The following is a 20,805-nucleotide window of genomic DNA, read 5'->3' as shown; positions in this document are numbered from 1 at the left end:
TCAATCCTGCGCGGTGTGCTCCAGTCTCGCCAACCCCGCACGTAGCAGGCGTGCGGACTCCTCGCGATCTGGATCGCGGCGCAGCACCAGGCCCTTTGCGAACGACAATTTGTCGCCGGTGCGGCGTGGCACCACGTGCAGGTGGATGTGGAAGACCGACTGGAAGGCGGCCTTGCCGTCGTTGATCGCGATGTTGTTGCCGTCGGCGTGCAGGCCGGATACCCGGGCCGCCTTCGCGATGCGCTGGCCCAGCACCGTCAGCCCGGCGAGTGTGTCCGGCGGGGTGTCCGTCAGGTCCACGGTGTGCCGCTTGGGGATCACCAGGGTGTGGCCGCGGGTGAACGGCCGGATGTCGAGGAACGCGAGGTAGTCGTCGTCTTCGTGGATCCTGATCGCGGGGGCGGCGCCGGTGACGATGGAGCAGAACACGCAGGTCATGACGCCACGTTAGCCGCCCTCCGTCAGGTGTTCGTGGACGCCCACTCGGCAAGCCTGCGGTCCTGCTCCTCCGGGGTCAGGTCTTCGACGCGGGTCATCACGGTCCAGCGCCGCCCGAACGGGTCGATGAGGGACGCGAATCGGTCACCGGTGACGAAGGTCTGCAGGGGTTCCCGGACGGTGGCGCCCGCATCCACCGCACGTGCCACCACGGCGTCGGCATCGGCGCAGTACAGCCCGATCGACTCGGTGGCGAATGCACCCCGGTCCGGGGCGGCCAGTTGGTAGGCATCCTGGGGATCGCCGAGCTGCAACCGGCCCGCACCGAAGTCCAGTTCCGCGTGGGTGACGGTCCCATCCGGGCCATCCATCCGGCTGATCAAGGTGGCACCGAACGCTTCGGTGTAGAAATCGATCGCCGCGGCCGCGCCGTCGACGCACAGGAACGGGGTCAGGCTGGTGTAACCCTGGGGGATCGGAGTGCTGCTCATATCGGCCAGTTTCGTAGCCTTGAGCCCGTGGCGGCTTGGAAAAACACGCCAGCGCCGGTCCGGGGTGTGGTCGGGCGGGCAGGCAGCATCGCGGCCTTCGAGCTGCGCCGCTGGCCGCCGTCGGACGACGCCGGCAGATTCGTCGAACATTTCTGGTCGGTGCGGTGGGACCGCCGGGCCGAGGGTCCGCACGACAACACCGTCATCACCTTCCCGTCGTTGCACCTCACCAGGGAGTGGGGCGATGACGCCGCCCGGCACGGCTTCGCACTGCCGAACACGCTGGTGCACGGTGTGGTGCCACGCGTGTTCCGCACCACCATCGCCGAGCGTGGCACCGTGGTGGGCGCCCGATTCCGGCCCGGCGGGTTCACCGCGCGATTCGGCCGCGACGCCGCAGAACTCACCGGTCTGGTGCAGCCCGCGGATGACGACCTCTTCGGCGCGCCAATCGAACTCGGTGAGGATCGAGACGTGGTGCGCTCGCGCCTGGATGACGCGATCGGGGACGTCCGTGCGCCGGCCGATCCCGTCTACCGGGAGCTCACCGGACTGATCGAGCGGATGCAGCAGGACACCGCCCTGCACCGGGTGACGCAGGTGATGGCGATCTCGCCGTGGAGTACCCGCACCACGCAGCGGGTTTTTGCGCATTATGTCGGGGTCCCGGTGAAATGGGTGTTGTGCCGCTACCGGCTGCAGCAGGCGGCCCTGGAGATCGAGAGCACGCCCGGCGTCGACTTCGCCGACTTGGCGATCCGGCTGGGTTGGTACGACCAGGCTCATTTCATCAACGACTTTCGTCTCATGCTCGGTTGCACGCCGGGGGAGTACGCCACCGCGCACGGGCCGTGAGCGCTACCGTGGCCACCATGAGCGATATCGCGTTCGCGGGCGCGGCCGAACATGCCCGCATGCTGGCCGCCAGAACCCTGAGTGCGCCCGATCTGCTTGAGCTGTTCCTGGACCGGATTGCGCATATCGATCCCGAGATCCGTTCGTACCGTGTCGTTCTCGCCGACTCGGCGCGGTCCGAGGCTGCCGCGGCACAGGTCCGGCTGGACGCCGGGGAGCGGCTGCCGCTGCTCGGTGTGCCGGTGGCGATCAAGGACGACACCGACGTCGCCGGCGAGGTGACCGCCTACGGGAGCAGCGCGCACGGCCCCGCCGCCACCGAGGACGCCGAGGTGGTGCGGCGACTGCGCGCCGCGGGTGCGGTCATCGTGGGCAAGACCGCGGTGCCGGAGATGATGATCTGGCCGTTCACCGAAACCCTCAGCTACGGGGCGACGCACAACCCGTGGAACACCGATTTCGCCCCCGGCGGCAGCAGTGGGGGCAGTGGTGCGGCGATGGCCGCCGGCTTGGCGTCGATCGCGCTGGGATCCGATGGCATGGGATCGATCCGGGTGCCGTCCACCTGGTGTGGTCTGTTCGGGATCAAGCCGCAGCGTGACCGGGTGCCCACGGCACCGCACGAGAACGCCTGGTGCGGTCTGGTGGCCAACGGCCCCCTCGCGCGCACCGTGGCAGATGCCGCGCTGTTCCTCGACGTCACCGCCCCGGGTGGCGATTTCGTGGCTGCGGCGGCACGTGCGCCCGGCCGGCTGCGGATCGCCGTGAGTCTCAAGGTGCCGCCCGGGGTGACGGCACGGGTCGGTGCTCCGCAGCGCGCCGCCGTCGCCGAAGCCGTTGGGCTGCTTCGCGATCTGGGCCACGAGGTCATCGAACGGGACCCGGACTATCCGGTCGGTGTGGTCTACGGCCACGCCTTGCCGCGGTACTTCCGCGGTGTCCACGACGATGTGCAGATGTTGCCGCATCCGGAGCGGCTGGATTCCCGGACAAGGGCTTTCGCCCGGATCGGCGGCTTGTTGTCCGAGCGCAGGATGGCCGCGATCCGGGCCGCCGAGCCCGCCATCGCGGCGCGGGTGCTGTCTATCTTCGACGACGTCGACGTGGTCCTCACCCCCGGCGCGGCCACCGGACCGTCGCGGATCGGGGCGTATCAGCGCCGCGGCGCCATCTCCACCCTCGCTTTGGTGGCAGCACGGGTGCCGTTCCAGGCCATGTGCAATGTCACCGGGCAGCCGGCGGCAGTGGTGCCGTGGGGACTGGACCCCCACGGGATACCGATGTCGATCCAGCTGATGGGACGACCGTCCGGCGAGGCGACGCTGCTGTCGCTGGGCGCGCAGATCGAGTCGGCCCGGCCGTGGGCGCATCGACGACCTCCGGTGCGCACTGTGAGCCCAACGACGCCGGGTTGGGCTTGACGGAGGCGAAGGACATCGTGGATCGGCTGGGGTAGCGCCCTAGCACTGTTTCTCGGTCGCCGCAACATCGAATCATGTTGTGCGCGTGGATCTGTGGATGGTTTGTTGGGCTGTGGATAACGCCTGAACGTGTCGGTGGTTCGTACTAGTGTTCGAGTCATGGAGGGTGTGGTCGATCTGGAGGCGGTGCTCGACAAGCTGTCGGGCATGGTGTTCGACGATGCCTCGGTCACCGAACTCCTCGACATCCAGACAGCGCTGGAGCGGGTGTATCGGAGGGTCCCGGCGATCCAGCATCGGGTGATGGCGGCGGTGAAAGCCCAAGCCGGCCCCGCCGACTTAGGTGCCCGTAGTTGGAAGGATGCGTTGGGGATCCGGTTGCGGCTGTCCCCGACGGAGGCTGGGCGCCGCCTGGCTGAGGGGGAATTACTGGCCCCACGGCGGACGGTGACCGGTGAGCGGTTGGCGCCGGTGTATCCGGGTACTTCGGCCGCCCAGGCGCGTGGGGAGATCACCGCCGAGCATGTCCGCATCATCACCACAACCATGAAGAAGCTCCCGCCACGGGTGGATGAGCCGACCCGCGCCGATGCCGAGGCCCGGCTGGCCGGGTACGCCAGCGTGCACGATCCGGACACACTGCGGCGCCTGGCCAAGCACCTGCTCGCTGTTCTCGACCCGGATGGGCCCGAACCTCACGACGACGATGAGGTGGCCGAGCGTGGTGAGCAGCGCCGCACGTTCGTGCTGGGTCAGCAGCGCCCCGACGGGACCAGTGAGTTTCATGGCACCGTGACCGCGCAGGGCCGGGCGTATCTGGAACCGGTGCTGGGCAAGTTGGCCGGGCCGGGGATGTGCAATCCCGCCGACCAGAGGCCGTGTACCAAGGGCACGCCGTCGCAGGAGGCGATCGATGCCGACACCCGCAGCCTGGGGCAGCGTCAGCACGATGCGTTGATCACCGTCGCCCGCAACGCCCTGGCGTCGGGTGAGTTGGGTGAGCACAACGGGCTCCCGGTGACGGTGGTGCTCGGTGCCACCGTCACCGACTTCGACGAGGCGATCGGGCACGCGGTGACCGCGGCCGGTAGTCGGGTGCCGATGCGTGAGGTCATCCGCCTGGCCTCGCATTCGTTGTTGTGTCTGGCGGTGTTCGATGAGGTGACCGGGCGGCCGCTGTATTTCGGGCGGACCCGACGCTGCGCCAGTGCGGATCAGCGTCTGGTGCTCACCTACCGGGATCGGGGCTGCACGTTCCCCGGCTGCCGGGTCCCGGCGTATGGCTGCCAAACCCATCACGCGGTGCAGGATTTCGCGCAGGGCGGCCACACCGATATCGACGAACTGGTGCTGGCCTGCGGCCCGCACAACCGTCTGGTCAAAGACGGCGGCTGGAAAACCGTCGTCGCCACCACCGGCAGCGTCGAATGGATCCCACCACCGCTACTGGACACCGGCCAAGCCCGCACCAACCTCTACCACCACCCCGAACACATCCTGGGTGACGGACCGCCGGACCCGGCCCAGGACGCATCCGGGTGATCAGGCCGCCTCGACCTCGGCCTTGATCCGGTTGAGGGTGGTGGTCATATCCCGGATATTGCGCCGGGTGCGCAACTGACCGCCGAAGATACCGAACACGGTGTCGAGCAGGCCGGGTGTCATCCAGAACGACTCGGTGACATCCGTGCCGTCACCGGCGGGGGCCAGGGCGTAATGCCAGTTGTTCACCGGCTTGTCTCCGGCGAGCACCTCGAAGCCGAACTCTCGCCCCGGCTCGCAGGCGGTGACACGGCACGTCGTCCAGTAGATCGGCCCGATCTCGTTGCGCTTGACGTGCCCGCGGAACCGCGCGCCCAACGCGGGTCCGGTCGCGCCATCCAGCCATTCGGATTCGAACACCTCCGGTGAGTACTTGGGGGTGTTGCGAACATCGGCGATCAGATTCCAGACCTGGTCGGCCGGCGCGTTCATGTGTACGGTCACTGAACCTTTCATGGCGCGATCCTAGTCGGCCAGTTCGGCGCGCCAGATCGCCAGCTTGTCGGCGAAGCGCATGGTCTGCGCCGGACTGGTGGACGGCAGCCGCACGGCGGGGACCGGGGTGACGCCGACCAGCCGCCGGTAGTTCGTCTCGGCGGCAGCCCCGTTGAACAGCACCCGCTCGATCGACGGATGCCGGGTGAAGAAGGCCGCAAAGTCGTTGGGCACCATGCTGTCGCGCTGCACCGCGGAATCCAGGCTGCCCTGGCGGATGCAGGTGTGCAGCACATCCCACACCGCGATGCCGTGTGCCAGCAAGGACTCCACCCGCTCCGGGTACGGCGCGTCCGCGGTGAACCCGTACACCTGACCGGCGATCCGCCAGAACGCGTTGCGCGGGTTGCCGTAGTACTCGGCCGCCGCCAGCGACATCACGCTGGGCATATTGCCGCAGATCAGCAAGCGGGCGCCGGCACCGACCAACGGTGGCAGCCCGCGCAGGACGTCGGTCATTCCAGCCACGATCCCACACCGACGATCCCGTACCGCTACGTTGACGTCGTGGACTCTCCAGACATCGCCGACCTACTCGACGGGCTCGAAGGGGACGCGCGGGCCGAGCGCGCCGAGCTGATCGAGTGGCTGTTGGAGCAGGGCATCACCACCGGCCAGATCCGCGATGCGTACTCACCGCTGCTCCTGGCGTCACGGCGGGTACTCGGGGATGACGGCACGCTGGTGTCGGCGCGTGAGATCTGCGAGTCGACCGGCATCGATCTCGATCTGCTGCGGCGGATCCAGCGCGCCATCGGGTTACCGCAGTCCGACGATCCGGACGCGCGGATCCACCCCGCGATCGACGGCGACATCACCTCCTATGTCGTCAAGTTCATGGATCTGGGCTTCGATGAGGACCGCATCGTGGCGGTGATCAGGGTCATCGCCGACGGTTTGGCGAAGACGGCAGAAGCCATTCGGTTCACCGCGCTGTCGGCGATGATGGCCGCCGGCGCCACCGAGCTGGAGATCGCCAAGGCCTCCGAAGCCCTGCTGCGCCAAGCTGATCCGCTGCTCGGGCCGATGATCCAGGACATGCTTCGGCTGCAGTTGCGCCACACCATGGAGACCGAGGCGGTGACGGCTGGGGAACGCGCCAAGGGGCTCCCGCTACCCGGCGCCCGGCCGGTGGCGGTGGCCTTCGCCGATTTGGTGGGCTTCACCCGCCTCGGCGAGGCGGTGCCGCCCGAGGAGTTGGAGGACCTGGCGCGCCGTCTGGTCGACTTGACCTACGACGTGGTCGTGCCACCGGTGCGGTTCATCAAGTCGATCGGCGATGCCGTGATGCTGGTCAGTCCGGACCCGGTGCCGTTGCTGGTCACGATGCTGGCTCTGGTCGACGCGACCGAGGCGGGTGAGGACTTCCTGCGACTGCGTGCCGGCGTGGCCACCGGCATGGCGGTCAGCCGGGGCGGGGACTGGTTCGGCAGCCCGGTCAACCTGGCCAGCCGTATCACCGGGGTCGCACGCCCGGGTTCGGTACTGGTGTCCGAGGCCGCCCGCGACGCGATCGGCGACGATGCCGGGTTCGAGTGGTCCTTCGCCGGTGCACGGCGACTCAAGGGCATCAAGGATGACACCAAACTGTTCCGGGCGCGGCTACCGAACGGGTGAAAACCGGCGCAGCCGTAGGCTGTTCGTCACCACGAATACCGAGCTGAACGCCATCGCCGCGCCGGCGATCAACGGGTTCAGCAGTCCCAGCGCGGCCAACGGCAGCGCGGCCACGTTGTAGGCGAACGCCCAGAACAGGTTGCCCTTGATGGTGCGCAGGGTGGCTCGGGACAATCTGATCGCGTCGGCGGCGGCGCGTAGATCGCCGCGCACCAGTGTCAGATCCGACGCCTCGATGGCGACATCGGTGCCGGTGCCCATCGCCAGACCCAGATCGGCCTGCGCCAGCGCGGCGGCATCGTTCACGCCGTCGCCCACCATCGCCACCACCGCACCGCCGGCCTGCAGCCGCTTGATCTCGGCCACCTTGCCGGCGGGCAGCACCTCGGCCACCACCTGCTCGATACCCAGTTGTGCGGCAACGGCTTCGGCGGCGCCACGGTTGTCGCCGGTCAGCAGGACCGGAGTCAGGCCGAGAGCCCGGAACTGGGCGATCGCCTCGGCCGAGGTGTCCTTGATGGTGTCGGAGACGATGATGACCGCGCGGACACGTCCGTCGGCGGCGAACCACACCGGGGTGCGGCCCTGCCTTTCGGCCGCCTCGGCGGCCGAACGCAGATCGGCCGGCACCGTCATGGCCCACTCCTCGGTCAGCCAGGACAACCGGCCCGCGGCCACCGCCCGGTCGTCCACGACGCCGGTCACCCCGCGTCCGCCGTGATTCTCGAACCCGTCCACCGGCGGCAGCGCTCCACCGGCGTGCTCGGCGATCGCGCGGGCGATCGGATGCTCGGAGGCATGCTCGAGAGCGCCTGCCAGCCGGACGATTTCGGCCTCGGATTCGCCATCGGCGACATGTACCGCGACCACCGACATCCGGCCCGTCGTGACGGTGCCGGTCTTGTCCAGCACCACGGTGTCCACGCGGCGGGTGGATTCCAGCACCTGCGGGCCCTTGATGAGGATGCCCAACTGCGCTCCCCGGCCGGTGCCGACGAGCAGTGCGGTCGGCGTGGCCAGTCCCAGCGCGCACGGGCAGGCGATGATGAGCACCGCGACGGCGGCGGTGAAGGCAGCGGCCACCGAGCTGCCGATCAGCAACCAGCCCGCCAAGGTCAGCAGGGCCAACCCGATCACGATCGGCACGAAGACCGCCGACACCCGATCCGCCAGCCGCTGCACGTCGGCCTTACCGCTCTGCGCTTCGCTGACCAGCCGGGCCATCTGTGCCAACTGGGTGTCCGCACCGATGTGGGTGGCCCGCACCTCGAGCCGTCCACCGACGTTGACGGTCGCCCCGACCACGGTGTCGCCCGGACCGACCTCGACGGGCACCGGCTCGCCGGTCAGCATCGACGCGTCGACGGCCGACGCGCCTGCGGTGACCGTGCCGTCGGTGGCGATCTTCTCGCCGGGGCGCACGACGAACACATCGCCGACCGCCAGTTGTGAGGTCGGGATCCGCACCTCGCTCGTCCCGTTGCGCAGCACCGCGACATCCTTGGCGCCCATATCCAGCAGGGCCCGTAACGCTGCCCCGGAGGTGCGCTTGGCCCGCGCCTCGAAATACCGCCCGGTGAGCAGGAACGTCGTGACGGCGGCTGCCACTTCGAGGTACAGGTGCGGCGCACCGCCGCGGGACACCCACTCGAAGGGCATCTTCATACCCGGCATCCCGGCATGGGTGAAGAACAGCGCCCATACCGACCACAGGTATGCGGCGCTGACGCCCACCGAGATGAGCGTGTCCATGGTGGCGGCGCCGTGCCGCAGGTTGGTCCACGCGGCCCGGTGGAACGGCCAGGCGCCCCACACCACCACCGGCGACGCCAGCGTGAAGGCCAGCCACTGCCAGTTGGTGAACTGCAGTGCGGGGATCATCGACAGTGCCACCACCGGCACGCTCAGGGCGGCGCTGATCAGTAGCCGTTGCCGCCACTCGGTGGACTCGTCACGTTCTGGGGCGGCTGCGGGTTCCGGGGAGGGCAGTCTGGCGGAGTAACCCGTCGACTCGACGGCCGCGACCAGATCGTCGGGGCTGACGGTGTCGGGGAAGTCGACGCGAGCCTGCTCGGTGGCGAAGTTCACGGTGGCGTGAACGCCGTCGATCCGGTTGAGCCGCTTCTCGATTCGTGCTGCGCAGGAGGCACACGTCATCCCGCCGACGTCGAGGGTGAGGGTACTCATGCTGCCTCGTAACCGCAGTCCTCGATGGCGGCAGTCACGGCTTTGCGATCGGGGTAGGTGTCGGGTGTGCCGGAGACGGTGACGGTGCCGGCGCTGAGATCGACCTCGACTCCGGTGACGCCGGGCAGCGGCTGTACCGCGGCGGTGATGGCCGAGACGCAGTGGCCGCAGCTCATACCCTCGACATTGAGAACGATGTTCATGCCCCCATGATATACCGGTAGGGGGTATGGGTAAATGGTCACGTCCGGCCCAGCGATGTGAGGAGAGAGATGAAGAAGACAGCGGCAGTGATCGCGGCAGCGGTTGCGGTGCTGGCGGGTTGTAGCAGCCAGCCCAGTGCGACGAGCCACGACGGCAACGCCGGCCATGACCACCCCAGTTCGGCGGCGGCCGGTGCGGATGCCACGGCCCATGACGATGCCGACGTGATGTTCGCCCAGATGATGATTCCGCACCACACCCAGGCGGTGCAGATGAGCGACATCCTGCTGGCCAAGCAGGGCGTCGATCCCCGGGTGGTTCAGCTCGCCACCGAGATCAAGGCCGCGCAGGCCCCCGAAATCCAGCAGATGCAGGGCTGGCTCACGTCCTGGGGCAGCCCGGCGACGGCGCCGATGAACCACGATTCGATGCAGGGCATGGTCTCCGAGAAGGACATCGAGGCGCTGCGCAACGCCCCCGGCCCGGAAGCGGCCAAGCTCTACGTCACCCAGATGATCGCGCACCACGAGGGTGCGATCACCATGGCTCAGGACGAGATCGCCACCGGGCAGTACGGCCCGGCGATCGAGTTGTCCCACGCCATCGTCGACTCTCAGCAGAAGGAGATCGACACCATGAAGGCGATCCTCCAGACGCTGTAGCGACCGGTCACTGAACCGGGACGGTGACGCCCTCCGACGGCTGGACGATCACGAAGCCCTGACCGGCGAAAGCCACCTGCAGCGCCTCGCCGGAGCCGCGCCCGATCAGCGCACTCGCCTTGAAGCTGGTTTTCAGCGAGGTCTGCAGGTTGGCCGACCAGGCCACCACCGCATTGGTGTCGGCGAAGGTCGGCGCTTCGGCGGCATTGAGCACCACCGGTGGCCCATCGGTGGTCAGGGCCACCCAGCCGGTGCCGCGGAGTGTCGTGTTGAACAGGCCGCCGGTGGCGATGCTGCCGCCTTTGACCCGCTCGATGTTCCAGTCCAGGCTCGATGAGAAGGCCAGCACGTTCTTGCCGCTGATCGACAAGCCGGAGTTGTTCAGATGCAGCAGGTGCACGTCGAAGGACTGCTCGGCGAGGAACACATCGCCCTGGCCGGCGACCCGCATCAAGGGCAGACCCTCACCGGTCAGTGCCTTCTTGAGGAACTTCCCGGCGCCGCCGCCCTCGTAGTTGAACTCGACAGTGCCCTGGTAGGCCACCATCGCACCTTGGCGAGCCAGGAACGGTTCACCGACGCGTACGCGGAGCAACTTCTTGTTCTGGTTGGCGACGGCGGCCGATTCCTTCTCGCTGAACCGTCCGTCGACCAGATCGCCGGTGATGCCGGTGAATCCGTCGCCGGCCGAGGGCGTCACCGGCTGCGGTGGTGCCGGCTGCTGCTGCACGGGCGGCGCGCCCAACGGTGCGGCGTGCACCTGTCCTTGATGTGAGACCTGATCGGTCCACTTCTGTCCGTCCCACCACCGGTATTCGAACCGGCCTTCGGGATCTCTGAGCCACTGACCACTCACCGTATCTCCTCAAATTCCCCAGAATTCGGCACGTGCTAGAGCCACCTTAGGCTGGCGTTCTTTGTTGATGGCAGGAGACGAGCTCGATCGGGTGCGGGCCAAGCGTGCCCTGGCCGGTGCCGGGTAGCCGTGCTGTTCACCGTCGGTGAACTGCGCCCACAACCGTTTGTAACGGTGTAATCATGTAATCATGAGGACACATCATCATCATCGAGATCACGGGCACCGTGCCCCGCGCGACGCCGCGGAAGCCGCCGACTGGTTCGCCGGACGGCTGCCCGACGGCTGGTTCGACGGCGATCCGGACGTCGTGGTCGACCGCGAGGAGATCACCGTCATCGGCCGGTTGCCCGATACCGACGGCGAGGAGAGCACATCGCGCCTGTCGGGCCGCGCCGCGAAGTTCCGCGAGGAGACCCGCGGTGAACGCATGCGGATCGCCGACGAGGCGCAGGATCGCTTCGGGCGCAAGGTCTCCTGGGGCGTCCGGGCCGGCGAGGAGCGAATCCTGTTCACCCACTTGGCGGTACCGGTCATGACGCGGCTGCGCCAGCCCGAGCGTCAGGTACTGGACACCCTGGTCGACGCCGGCGTGGCCCGGTCCCGTTCCGACGCGCTGGCCTGGTCGGTACGTCTGGTCGGTGAGCACACCGACGAATGGCTGTCCAAGCTGCGTGCGGCGATGACGGCGGTGGACGATCTGCGGGCCGAGGGACCGGGGCTCTAGCCCTGGTGGCAGCCACCGGGGGCTACATCTGACTCAGTGTCCAGTACTCGCCGCGGCGGTCCAGCAGGTCGGCATGCGTGCCCTGCTCCACGATGCGGCCGTCCTCGATCACCACGATCCGGTCGGCATCGCGGATGGTCGACAGCCGGTGGGCGATGATGAAACTGGTCCGGTCCCTGCGCAACTCGGCCAGTGCCTGCTGGATGAGCAGTTCGGTCCGGGTGTCCACGGAGCTGGTCGCCTCGTCGAGAATCAGCAGCTGCGGGCGGGCCAGCACCGCGCGTGCGATGGTGATCAGCTGTTTCTCGCCGACGCTGAGACGGCCACCGTCGTCGCCGACCCTGGTGTCGTAGCCGTCGGGCAGGCCGGCCACGAACCGGTCGACAAAAGCGGCGCGGGCGGCGTCGTGCACCTCGTCCGGCCCGGCGCCGGGGCGGCCGTAGGCGATGTTGTCGTAGATACTGGCGCCGAACAGCCAGGTGTCCTGCAGCACCATGCCGATCCGCGAGCGCAGCACCGCCCGTGGCATCGACGTGATATCGGTGCCATCCAGCAGGATCCGGCCCGAGTCCACGTCGTAGAACCGCATCAGCAGGTTCACCAGGGTGGTCTTGCCCGCGCCGGTCGGCCCGACGATGGCGACGGTGGTCCCGGGCTCGGCGACCAGCGAGAGGTCGTGCAGCACCGGGGTGCCGGGCCGGTAGCCGAAGGTGACCCGGTCGAATTCCACCCGCCCGGTGGTGGGTGTCACCGGCAGAGGCGGGGGATCGGGAGCCTCCTCGGGGGCATCCAGGACATCGAAGATCCGCTCTGCGCTCGCGATCCCGGACTGCAGGGTGTTGTACATGGCGGCCACCTGGGTCAGCGGCTGGTTGAACTGGCGCACGTACTGGATGAACGCCTGGATACTGCCCAGGGTGATCTGGCCGGTCGCCACCTGGACGCCGCCGACCACCGCCACGGCCACATAACTGAGGTTGCCGATGAACGTGGTGGCCGGCCCCACGAGGCCGGACAGGAACTGTGCGCCGGTGCTGGAGCGGTAGACATCGTCGTTGAACTCGGCGAACTGCGCGCTGGCGTGGTCGCGGTGGCCGTAGGTCTTGACGATGGTGAAACCGCTGTAGGTTTCCTCGATGTGGGCGTTGAGCCGGCCGGTGTTCGTCCACTGCGCGACGAACAGTTTCTGCGAACGGCGGGTGATGGCCCGCGTTGCCAGCAGCGACAGCGGCACCGTCAGCACGGTCAGCAGGGCCAGCAGCGGTGAGATGGTCAGCATCATCACCAGCACGGCGATGACCGTCAGCGCCGCGGTGAGCAACTGACTGATCGACATCGCCAGCGAGGACTGCACATTGTCGACGTCATTGGTCACCCGGCTGAGCAGTTCACCGCGCTGACGGGCATCCACATAGGACAGCGGCAGCCGGTGCACCTTGTTCTCGATATCGGTGCGCAGCGTGGCGATGGTTCGTTGCACGACGACGTTGAGAATCCTGGCCTGGACCCAGACCATCAGGGCGGCAACGAGATACAGTCCCAGTGCGAGCAGCAGGGTGCGCCCCACCGCGCCGAAGTCGACACCGTGGCCGGGTATCACGTTCATGCCCGAGAGCAGGTCGGCGAACGTGTTGTCACCCCTGGCCCGGGCCGCCTCGATCGCCTGTTCCTTGCTGATCCCGGCGGGCAGTCGACGCCCGATGACCCCGTTGAACAGCAGGTCGGTGGCGTGGCCCAGAATCCGCGGGCCGATCACCCCGATCGCGATCCCACACACGCCCAGCGCGATCACCGCCGCTGTCATCCCGCGCAGCGGTGTCAGTCTCGTCACCAAGCGGATCGCGGAACCCGTGAAATCCCTGGACCGGGCGGCCGGTGGTTGCGGCATCCCGCGCACGGGTCTGGTCATGCGGTCACCGACTGGGAGTCGACGAACTCGGCGTAGGGCGGGCAGTCCCGCAGCAGCGAGGAGTGCGTGCCCGTACCGACCACCCGTCCGGCATCGATGACGATCACCTGATCGGCACCGGCCACGGTGGAAATCCGTTGCGACACGATGATCACCGTCGCGTCCGCCGACGCTTCGCGCAGCGCCGCACGCACCCGTGCATCGGTGCGTACGTCCAGCGCGGAGAAGGCATCGTCGAACAGGTACACCGAGGGCCGCCGGATCACCGCCCGCGCGATGGCCAGCCGCTGCCGCTGACCGCCGGAGAAGTTGATGCCGCCCTGGGCGACCCGCATCTGCAGGCCGTCGGGGTCGGCCCGGACGAAATCGTCGGCGGCGGCGACCCGCAACGCGGCCCACATATCGTCCTCGGTGGCGTCACTGCGCCCATAGCGCAGGTTGTCGGCGATCGTCCCGGTGAAAAGGTAGCCGCGCTGAGGCACCAACCCGATTGCCGACCACAGGGTTTCGGTGCCGTAGTCCCGGATGTCGAGCCCGTCGACCAGCACCGCGCCGGCGGTGACGTCGTACTGGCGGGCGATGAGCGACACCAGTGTCGATTTGCCCGATCCGGTGCTGCCGACGATGGCCGTCACGGTGCCCGGCCGGGCGGTCAGCGAAACCCCCTGCACGACAGGTCGGTCCGCGCCCGGGTAGCTGAAGGTGGCTCCGCGCAACGTGACCTCGCCGCGGAGCGCGTCGACGCGCACCGGATGCGCGGGATCGGTGATCTGCGGGTGGGCGCCCAACACCTCGGTGATGCGTTCCGCGCATGCCGACGCGCGGGGCAACAGCACCAGCAGCAGGGTGGCCAGCAGTACGGCCATCAGGATCTGCATGAAATAGGCCAGGAACGCGATCAGCGAACCGACCTGCATCTGCCCGGCGTCGATGCGGTGCCCGCCGAACCAGATCAGCGCGACGCTGGACACGTTGATCACCAGGGTGGTCACCGGCAGCATCACGGCCTGCCACCGTCCGGCGGTGATCGCGGTGTCCGCCAGCGCGCGGTTGGCCTCGTCGAACCTGCTGCGCTCCAGCGATTCCCGGGCGAAGGCCCGCACCACCCGGATACCGGCCAGCTGCTCGCGCAGCACCCGGTTGATCCCGTCGATGAGGCGTTGCATGGAGCGGAAGATCGGCAGCAGATGCCTGATCACGAGATAGTTGGCCAGCGCCAGCACCGGCACACTGATCAGCAGCAGCCAGGACAGGCCGGCGTCCTGGTGCACCGCCATCGCGATACCGCCGACACCCATGATCGGTGCGGTGATGAGCATGGTGGAGGTCATCTGCACCAGCAGCTGGATCTGCTGGACGTCATTGGTGGTCCGGGTCAGCAACGTCGGGGCGCCGAACCGGGCCGTCTCGGTCGACGAGAAGCCGAGCACATGGCGAAAGATCGACGACCGCAGGTCGCGGCCGAAGCCGACACTGGCCCGGGAGCCGAAGAACACGGCGCCCACCGCGCACACCACCTGCAGGGCGGTCACCCCGAGCATCACGCCGCCGAGGCGGACGATCGCCGGGGTGTCGCCCTTGGCCACACCCTGATCGATGATGTCGGCGTTGATCGTCGGCAGATACAGCGACGCGAGGGTGCTGATCACCTGAAGCGTCGCCACGACGATGAGCAACCCGCGGTAGGGCCGCACGTACCGTCGCAGCAACGCCAGGAGCATCTGGTTACTGTCGCATACCGCCCTGTGTTCGCCGATCTTCGGCATGGGACACGAAAAGGCAGGTCAGTGCGCATGTCAGTGGTTCTGCGCCAGGCTGCCGCTACAGTGCATGTCGTGACGCCCAGACGAGGCCACCGCCGATTCAGCGGTTCCGCGAAGACATTGGTCCTTGTGACCGCCGCGGCCGCCGCGCTCCCGTTGGTTGCCGCCTGCTCGAACTCGGACAGCCCGAGCTCGCCCCAGGTGCCCTCCAGTACGGCGTCGGCGCCGCAGGCCAAGCACGGTCCGATCTTCCCCGAGTGCGGCGGCATCAGCGACCAGACGGTTGCGCAGTTGACCAAGGTGACCGGTCTGGTCAACACCGCACGCAATTCGGTGGGGTGCCAGTGGCTGGCCGGTGGCGGCATCGTCGGCCCGCACTTCTCCTTCACCAGCTTCCGTGGCAGCCCCATCGGTCGCGAGCGCAAGACCGAGGAACTGTCCCGCGCCAGCGTCGACGACATCACCATCGAGGGACGCAACGGTTTCATCGCGGTCGGGGAGGACCCCGTGCTGGGCAAGAGCTTGTGTGAGATCGGCATCCAGTTCGACGACGACTTCATCGAGTGGTCCGTCAGCTTCGCCGAGAAGCCGTATCCCGACCCGTGCGATGTGGCCAAGGAACTGACCCGGCAATCGATTGTGAACGCCAAATGAGCCGCCGGGTTTTCACTGCGCTGGCCACTATGGCTTCAGCGGTCGCGTTGCTGGCCGGTTGCTCCTCGACGGTGGACGGGACGGCGGTGAAGGCCGGTTCGGGCGATGTGCCGCGCAACAACGATTCGCAGAAGACCTACCCGAACCTGCTGAAGGAATGCGATGTCCTCACCGAGGACATCCTGGCCAAGACGGTCGGGGCGGATCCGCTGGACATCCAGAGCACCTTCGTCGGTGCGGTGTGCCGCTGGCAGGCCGCCAACCCTGCGGGCCTGATCGACATCACCCGGTTCTGGTTCGAGCAGGGCAGCCTGGACAACGAGAAGCAGGTCGCGGACAAGCTGAAGTACCAGGTCGAGAACCGCGCGGTGGCCGGTGTGCCGTCCATCGTGATGAAGAACCCGGCGGCCAACGGCGCCTGCGGGGTCGCCAGCGATGCCAGCGGGGTGGTCGGCTGGTGGGTGAACCCACAGACGCCGGGTATCGACGCCTGCTCGATGGCGCTGAAGCTGATGGAACTGACGCTGGCCACCAGCTCCTGACCACCGTTACCGGGGTATGTGGACGGTGACCAGCTGGGCGCCGCCCAGTTCCAGCGCACTCCACGGAGTTTGGACCTGCAGTACCGCGATTGCCGACGTGGGGAACTTCTGCTCGATGGTCTCGACGGCCTCCGCGGAGCTGGCCGCCCCGGCCAGCCCCAAGGCCAGCGCGGACAGCACGGGCTCGTGCCCGACGACCAGCAGGGTGCCGGTTTCTTCTGCGACCTCGTTGATCTCGGCAAGGACGATGCCCGGGCTGGAGTCGTAGAGGCGGTCGACGAACGTCACCGGTGCGTCGATGCCGGTGCGGGCCAGCGTCTGCCGCGTCCGCGTCGCGGTGGAACACAGCACCGCGTCGATCCGGGGTGCGTGCTCGCGCAGCCAGTCCCCGGCCAGTGCGCTCTCCCGAATGCCGCGCGGGGCCAGCGGACGGTCGTGGTCGGACACTCCGGTCGGATAGTCCGACTTGCCATGCCGCAACAAGATGAGGGTTCGCATAGAGCCACCGTACGGTTCCCCGACGGCGAGCCGATGCGCATCCCGGGACTTGTCGGCGGTCGAACCTAGACTTCCCGTCATGCGTTTCCTCCACACCGCCGACTGGCAGCTCGGTATGACGCGGCACTTCCTCGGAGCCGGTGGCTCGGAAGCACAGCCGCGCTACTCCGCAGCCCGTCGGGAGGCCGTGGCGGGGCTCGGTGCGCTGGCCGCCGAGACCGGGGCCGAGTTCGTGGTGGTGGCCGGTGACGTGTTCGAGCACAACCAGCTCGCGCCCGCCGAGGTCAGCAAATCGCTGGAAGCCATGCGCGCCATCGGGGTTCCGGTCTACCTACTGCCGGGCAACCACGACCCGCTGGACGCCGGCTCGGTCTACACCAGCGCCCTGTTCCTCGCGGAACGGCCCGACAATGTCACCGTGCTGGACCGCGACGGCGTCTTTGAGGTCCGTCCCGGTCTGGAGATCGTGGCCGCGCCATGGCGGTCCAAGGCGCCGACCACCGATCTGGCCGGCGCGGTGCTGCAATCGCTGCCCGCTGACGGGACGCTGCGGGTGCTCGTCGCGCACGGCGGCGTGGACGTGCTGGACCCGGACCCGGCCAAGCCGTCGCTGATTCGGCTGGCCGCTCTGAACGACGCACTCGAGCGTGGCGCGGTGCACTATGTCGCGTTGGGGGACAAGCACTCCCGCACCCGGGTCGGTGACACGGGACGCATCTGGTACTCCGGCTCTCCGGAGGTCACCAACTACGACGACGTGGAATCCGATCCGGGGCATGTGCTCATCGTCGATCTCGACGAGTCGCAGGTGCAGGTGAGCGCGCGGCATCTCGGTCGGTGGCGATTCATCACCCTGCGCCACGAGGTGGACGACGACCGCGATATCGCCACTCTGGACATCAACCTGGACCAGTTGCCGGACAAGGACCGCACCGTCGTGCGATTGGTGCTCAAGGGTTCGCTCACCGTCACCGACAAGGCGAAGCTGGATGCCTGCCTGGACCGGTACGCGAGGTTGTTCGCCTCGCTGCGGTTGTGGGAGCGGCACACCGATATCGCGGTGATCCCCGCCGACGGTGAGTTCGACGATCTGTCGATCGGCGGTTTCGCCGCCGGCGCGGTGCAGGAGTTGATGGCCACCGCACGGGCCGACGGTGCCGACGCCGACGATGCCCGCTCGGCCCTCGGGCTGCTGCTGCGGCTCGCCGAAGGACGGGTCGCATGAAACTGCACCGCCTGACACTGACCAACTACCGTGGGGTGGCCCACCGCGATATCGATTTCCCCGACCGCGGTGTCGTGGTGATCAGCGGTGCCAACGAGATCGGCAAGTCCTCGATGATCGAGGCGCTCGACCTGTTGTTGATGTCCAAGGACCGCTCCACCAAGAAAGAGGTCAAGGCGGTCAAGCCCACCCACGCCGATGTGGGTTCGGAGGTCATCGCCGAAATTTCCACCGGTCCTTACCGTTTCGTCTATCGCAAGCGGTTCCACAAGCGTGCCGAGACCGAGCTGACCGTGCTGTCCCCGCGCCGTGAGCAGCTCACCGGTGACGAGGCGCACGAACGCGTGTTGGCCATGCTGGACGAGACTGTGGACACGGCGCTGTGGCAGGCGCAGCGGGTACTGCAGGCGACCGCCACCGCGCCGGTGGATCTGTCCGGCTGTGATGCGCTCTCGCGCGCGCTCGACGTGGCCGCCGGAGCCGGGGACACCACCGGCGGCACAGATTCCGATCCGCTGCTGATCGACCGCATCGACGCCGAGTACCTGACCTATTTCACCCAGACCGGCCGCCCGACCGGCGTGTGGGCTGCGGCCATCCAGCGGTTGCGGGACGCCGACGCGGAGGTGGCCGCCCGTGCCGCCGCGGTGGCCGAGGTCGACGACGCGGTCAACCGCCACGCGGTACTGACGACCACCGTGGCCGAGCTTGCCGCGCAACGCGACGCCGCCCAGGTGCGGCTGGCGCAGGCGCGGGAGGTGGCGGCCGCCGTCGAGCGGCTCACCGCCGAGCGGGACAAGGCGGCTCTGGTCGCCGCGGCGGCCGAAGCCAAGCGCGGCGGCTCCGCGGCTGCGGTCGCCGAGCGGGATCGCCTTCGCGGTGAGATCGACGAAAGATCTTTTGCTGCTGCGGAATTGATCTCTGTCGCGGCGGAGTCCGCGCGCGCCCAGGCGGCAGCCCGGGACGAGCACGCGGCCGCCGAACAGTCGGCGATCGCCGGCGAGGCCGCGGCTGAGGGCACTCGGACGCGTGTGGAGGCTGCCCGGGGTGCGGTGGCCGCGCTGGCTGCCCGCGATGAGGCGGCCCGGCTGGCAGGCAAGCTGGCGCGTATCGACGCCGCCACCGGTGAGCTCGAGCGGGTCGGCGCCGAGCTGGCGTCCATCAGTATCACCGATGCGTTGTTGCGCGAGGTGGAGGCCGCCGAGCGGGCCGTGGAACGCGCGGTCGACCGGGCCGAACTCGCCTCCGCCCACGTGGAACTCGTCGCACTGGCCGATATCGAGCTGCGGTCCGGGGACCGGACCACGGTGCTCGCGGCCGGGCAGCAGTGGTCCGCCGGCGTCGCCGCACCGACCGATATCGAGATCGCCGGGGTGCTGTCGGCCCGGGTGGTGCCCGGTGCGGACGCGGTGGACACCGCCGCCGCGCTCGATGCGGCCCGTCAGGCGCTGGCCGAGGTGCTGCACCGATGCGACGCTGCTGATGCGGCCACCGCCCGCACTCTGCATGCGCGGCGTGCGGAGTGCACCGCGACCCGGGACCGGTTGCGCGCCACGGTGGATGCGCTGACCGGTGACGAGACGGTGGAACAGCTGCGCACGCGGCACCGCGTCCTGTGCGAGGGCGAGCCGTACCCCGACGGGGATCTGGATGCGGCCAGGGCCGAACTCGACGCGGCGCTGACGGCGGCCCGTGCGGCCGATCGTGACGCCCAGGAACGACGCGGCCTGGTGGCCCGGCTGGCCACCCGCCTCAACGAGGCGACGGTCGCGGCGAGTGTGCTTCGGGAGAAGCTGGGCACCGCACAGGCCGAGTTGACCGCCGCCGCCGAACGACTGGCCGGCGAGCGCGTGGTCGCCACCGACGAGGCGCTACGACAGCGTGCCGAAGCCGATGCCGAACACGCGCGGAGCGCGGCCGCCGCCGTGGCCACCCTCGATGCGGAGCTCGCCGCGGCGCACCCGGACCTGGTCACCGCCGCACTGGCCGAGGCCACCGCCGCCGCGCACGCGGCAGAGCGGGACCGGGTCGCGGCCGCGAGTGCGCTCGCCGATATCGCGACCGCGCTGCGGCTGTACGGCACCGAAGGCCGCAAGGGTGCCCTCGACACAGCCGAATCCGAACGCGAGCACGCCTTTTCGGAGCACCAGCGCATCGAGCGCCGGGCGCGGGCCGCTGAACTCCTGCGCTCGGTCATGGCGCGGCACCGGGAGTCGGCGCGGTTGCGCTATATCGAGCCGTTTCGCGGCGAGATCGAGCGATTGGGCCGGATGGTCTTCGGCGCGGACTTCGAGGTCGACATCGACAGCTCGCTGCGTATCTGCAGCCGTACCGTGGGCGGCCGCACGGTGGGCTACGAATCGCTGTCCGGCGGCGCCAAGGAACAGATCGGTATCGTGGCCAGGTTGGCGTGCGCCTCGCTGGTCGCCAAGGAGGACACCGTGCCGGTGGTCATCGACGACGCCTTGGGCTTCAGTGATCCGGACCGGCTGACGAAGATGGCCGCGGTGTTCGACGCCGTGGGTGGTGACGGTCAGGTCATCGTGCTGACCTGTGATCCGGAGCGGTATGCCGGTATCGCCGACTCGCACGTCATCGAACTGTCCGCGTGAGCTCTACGGCGTTAGACCGCGACGGGTGCGGTCATGAGGGCTCCTAGGTGATTTCGGCGCGCTTACCCGCGGTCACCGCGGTGTGGTGTCTCGGGACATCGTTGACA

The 20,805-nt window shown here is 68.6% G+C and carries 20 protein-coding genes; 10 read left to right on the top strand and 10 right to left on the bottom strand.

Annotated elements, in window-relative coordinates:
- Both FHU31_RS27055 and FHU31_RS27050 read right to left on the bottom strand, forming a co-directional pair.
- Positions 1–438, bottom strand: coding sequence for an HIT family protein (locus FHU31_RS27055; protein ID WP_167163867.1), 438 nt, complete (start codon positions 436–438; stop codon positions 1–3).
- Positions 439–461: 23 nt separating this feature from the next.
- Positions 462–929 (bottom strand): VOC family protein, encoded by a 468-nt coding sequence (locus FHU31_RS27050; RefSeq protein ID WP_167163865.1) that lies wholly within the window; start codon positions 927–929, stop codon positions 462–464.
- A 27-nt stretch (positions 930–956) separates the two neighbouring features.
- Between FHU31_RS27050 and FHU31_RS27045 the strand changes: the two genes are divergently transcribed.
- The 3 genes from FHU31_RS27045 (at position 957) to FHU31_RS27035 (ending at position 4,747) form a co-directional block, all read left to right on the top strand.
- Entirely contained in the window at positions 957–1,784 is an 828-nt protein-coding gene (locus FHU31_RS27045) for a helix-turn-helix domain-containing protein (RefSeq protein ID WP_167163863.1), read from the top strand.
- Positions 1,785–1,801: 17 nt separating this feature from the next.
- Entirely contained in the window at positions 1,802–3,205 is a 1,404-nt protein-coding gene (locus tag FHU31_RS27040; protein ID WP_167163861.1) for an amidase, read from the top strand.
- 159 nt (positions 3,206–3,364) lie between these two features.
- Entirely contained in the window at positions 3,365–4,747 is a 1,383-nt protein-coding gene (locus FHU31_RS27035) for an HNH endonuclease signature motif containing protein (protein WP_167163859.1), read from the top strand.
- Here the strand turns inward: FHU31_RS27035 and FHU31_RS27030 are convergent, their stop codons facing one another.
- A complete protein-coding gene (locus tag FHU31_RS27030; RefSeq protein WP_167163857.1) occupies positions 4,748–5,203 on the bottom strand; it encodes an SRPBCC family protein in 456 nt (151 codons plus the stop codon).
- A gap of 9 nt (positions 5,204–5,212) precedes the next feature.
- On the bottom strand, positions 5,213–5,701 hold the full coding sequence (locus FHU31_RS31730; RefSeq protein WP_234901694.1) for a DNA-deoxyinosine glycosylase: 489 nt from the start codon (positions 5,699–5,701) through the stop codon (positions 5,213–5,215).
- Between the two features lie 48 nt (positions 5,702–5,749).
- Here FHU31_RS31730 and FHU31_RS27020 point away from each other — a divergent pair, with 48 nt between their 5' ends.
- Entirely contained in the window at positions 5,750–6,859 is a 1,110-nt protein-coding gene (locus tag FHU31_RS27020) for an adenylate/guanylate cyclase domain-containing protein (protein WP_263988108.1), read from the top strand.
- Here the strand turns inward: FHU31_RS27020 and FHU31_RS27015 are convergent.
- The gene (locus FHU31_RS27015) at positions 6,845–9,046 is read right to left on the bottom strand and encodes a heavy metal translocating P-type ATPase (protein ID WP_167163851.1); all 2,202 of its coding nucleotides are present in this window, start codon (positions 9,044–9,046) and stop codon (positions 6,845–6,847) included. The two genes, FHU31_RS27020 and FHU31_RS27015, sit on opposite strands and share 15 nt — an antisense overlap.
- A complete protein-coding gene (locus tag FHU31_RS27010; RefSeq protein ID WP_167163850.1) occupies positions 9,043–9,249 on the bottom strand; it encodes a cation transporter in 207 nt (68 codons plus the stop codon). The genes FHU31_RS27015 and FHU31_RS27010 overlap by 4 nt, the downstream gene beginning before the upstream one ends.
- A gap of 69 nt (positions 9,250–9,318) precedes the next feature.
- Here FHU31_RS27010 and FHU31_RS27005 point away from each other — a divergent pair, with 69 nt between their 5' ends.
- Complete coding sequence (locus FHU31_RS27005) at positions 9,319–9,912, top strand: DUF305 domain-containing protein (protein WP_167163848.1); 594 nt, start codon at positions 9,319–9,321, stop codon at positions 9,910–9,912.
- Positions 9,913–9,919: 7 nt separating this feature from the next.
- Here the strand turns inward: FHU31_RS27005 and FHU31_RS27000 are convergent, their stop codons facing one another.
- Positions 9,920–10,768: an AIM24 family protein gene (locus FHU31_RS27000; RefSeq protein WP_167163846.1), complete on the bottom strand. Its 849-nt coding sequence runs from the start codon at positions 10,766–10,768 to the stop codon at positions 9,920–9,922.
- 190 nt (positions 10,769–10,958) lie between these two features.
- On the opposite strand from FHU31_RS27000, the gene FHU31_RS26995 reads away from it, so the two are divergent.
- On the top strand, positions 10,959–11,495 hold the full coding sequence (locus FHU31_RS26995; protein WP_167163844.1) for an ATP-binding transcription factor AbmR: 537 nt from the start codon (positions 10,959–10,961) through the stop codon (positions 11,493–11,495).
- Between the two features lie 22 nt (positions 11,496–11,517).
- Here FHU31_RS26995 and FHU31_RS26990 read toward each other — a convergent pair whose 3' ends face one another.
- Both FHU31_RS26990 and FHU31_RS26985 read right to left on the bottom strand, forming a co-directional pair.
- A complete protein-coding gene (locus FHU31_RS26990; RefSeq protein WP_167163842.1) occupies positions 11,518–13,404 on the bottom strand; it encodes an ABC transporter ATP-binding protein in 1,887 nt (628 codons plus the stop codon).
- The gene (locus FHU31_RS26985) at positions 13,401–15,125 is read right to left on the bottom strand and encodes an ABC transporter ATP-binding protein (RefSeq protein ID WP_208411485.1); all 1,725 of its coding nucleotides are present in this window, start codon (positions 15,123–15,125) and stop codon (positions 13,401–13,403) included. Before FHU31_RS26985 ends, FHU31_RS26990 begins: the two co-directional genes overlap by 4 nt.
- A gap of 105 nt (positions 15,126–15,230) precedes the next feature.
- On the opposite strand from FHU31_RS26985, the gene FHU31_RS26980 reads away from it, so the two are divergent.
- Both FHU31_RS26980 and FHU31_RS26975 read left to right on the top strand, forming a co-directional pair.
- Positions 15,231–15,821: a DUF3558 domain-containing protein gene (locus FHU31_RS26980; protein WP_263988110.1), complete on the top strand. Its 591-nt coding sequence runs from the start codon at positions 15,231–15,233 to the stop codon at positions 15,819–15,821.
- Complete coding sequence (locus tag FHU31_RS26975; protein ID WP_167163836.1) at positions 15,818–16,363, top strand: DUF3558 domain-containing protein; 546 nt, start codon at positions 15,818–15,820, stop codon at positions 16,361–16,363. The genes FHU31_RS26980 and FHU31_RS26975 overlap by 4 nt, the downstream gene beginning before the upstream one ends.
- Positions 16,364–16,369: 6 nt before the next feature.
- Here the strand turns inward: FHU31_RS26975 and FHU31_RS26970 are convergent, their stop codons facing one another.
- Positions 16,370–16,861, bottom strand: a complete 492-nt coding sequence (locus tag FHU31_RS26970) for a SixA phosphatase family protein (RefSeq protein ID WP_167163834.1) — start codon at positions 16,859–16,861, stop codon at positions 16,370–16,372.
- A 79-nt stretch (positions 16,862–16,940) separates the two neighbouring features.
- Here FHU31_RS26970 and FHU31_RS26965 point away from each other — a divergent pair, with 79 nt between their 5' ends.
- Together FHU31_RS26965 and FHU31_RS26960 are read left to right on the top strand one after the other, a co-directional pair.
- Complete coding sequence (locus FHU31_RS26965; RefSeq protein ID WP_167163832.1) at positions 16,941–18,086, top strand: metallophosphoesterase family protein; 1,146 nt, start codon at positions 16,941–16,943, stop codon at positions 18,084–18,086.
- A complete protein-coding gene (locus tag FHU31_RS26960; RefSeq protein ID WP_167163830.1) occupies positions 18,083–20,698 on the top strand; it encodes an AAA family ATPase in 2,616 nt (871 codons plus the stop codon). Before FHU31_RS26965 ends, FHU31_RS26960 begins: the two co-directional genes overlap by 4 nt.
- The last annotated feature ends 107 nt before the right edge of the window (positions 20,699–20,805 follow it).

It is taken from the genome of Mycolicibacterium fluoranthenivorans (genome assembly GCF_011758805.1).
In the GTDB taxonomy this organism is placed as follows: domain Bacteria; phylum Actinomycetota; class Actinomycetes; order Mycobacteriales; family Mycobacteriaceae; genus Mycobacterium; species Mycobacterium fluoranthenivorans.
Note: the sequence above shows the minus strand (reverse complement) of the source record. Positions and strands in the feature narration are given on the sequence as shown.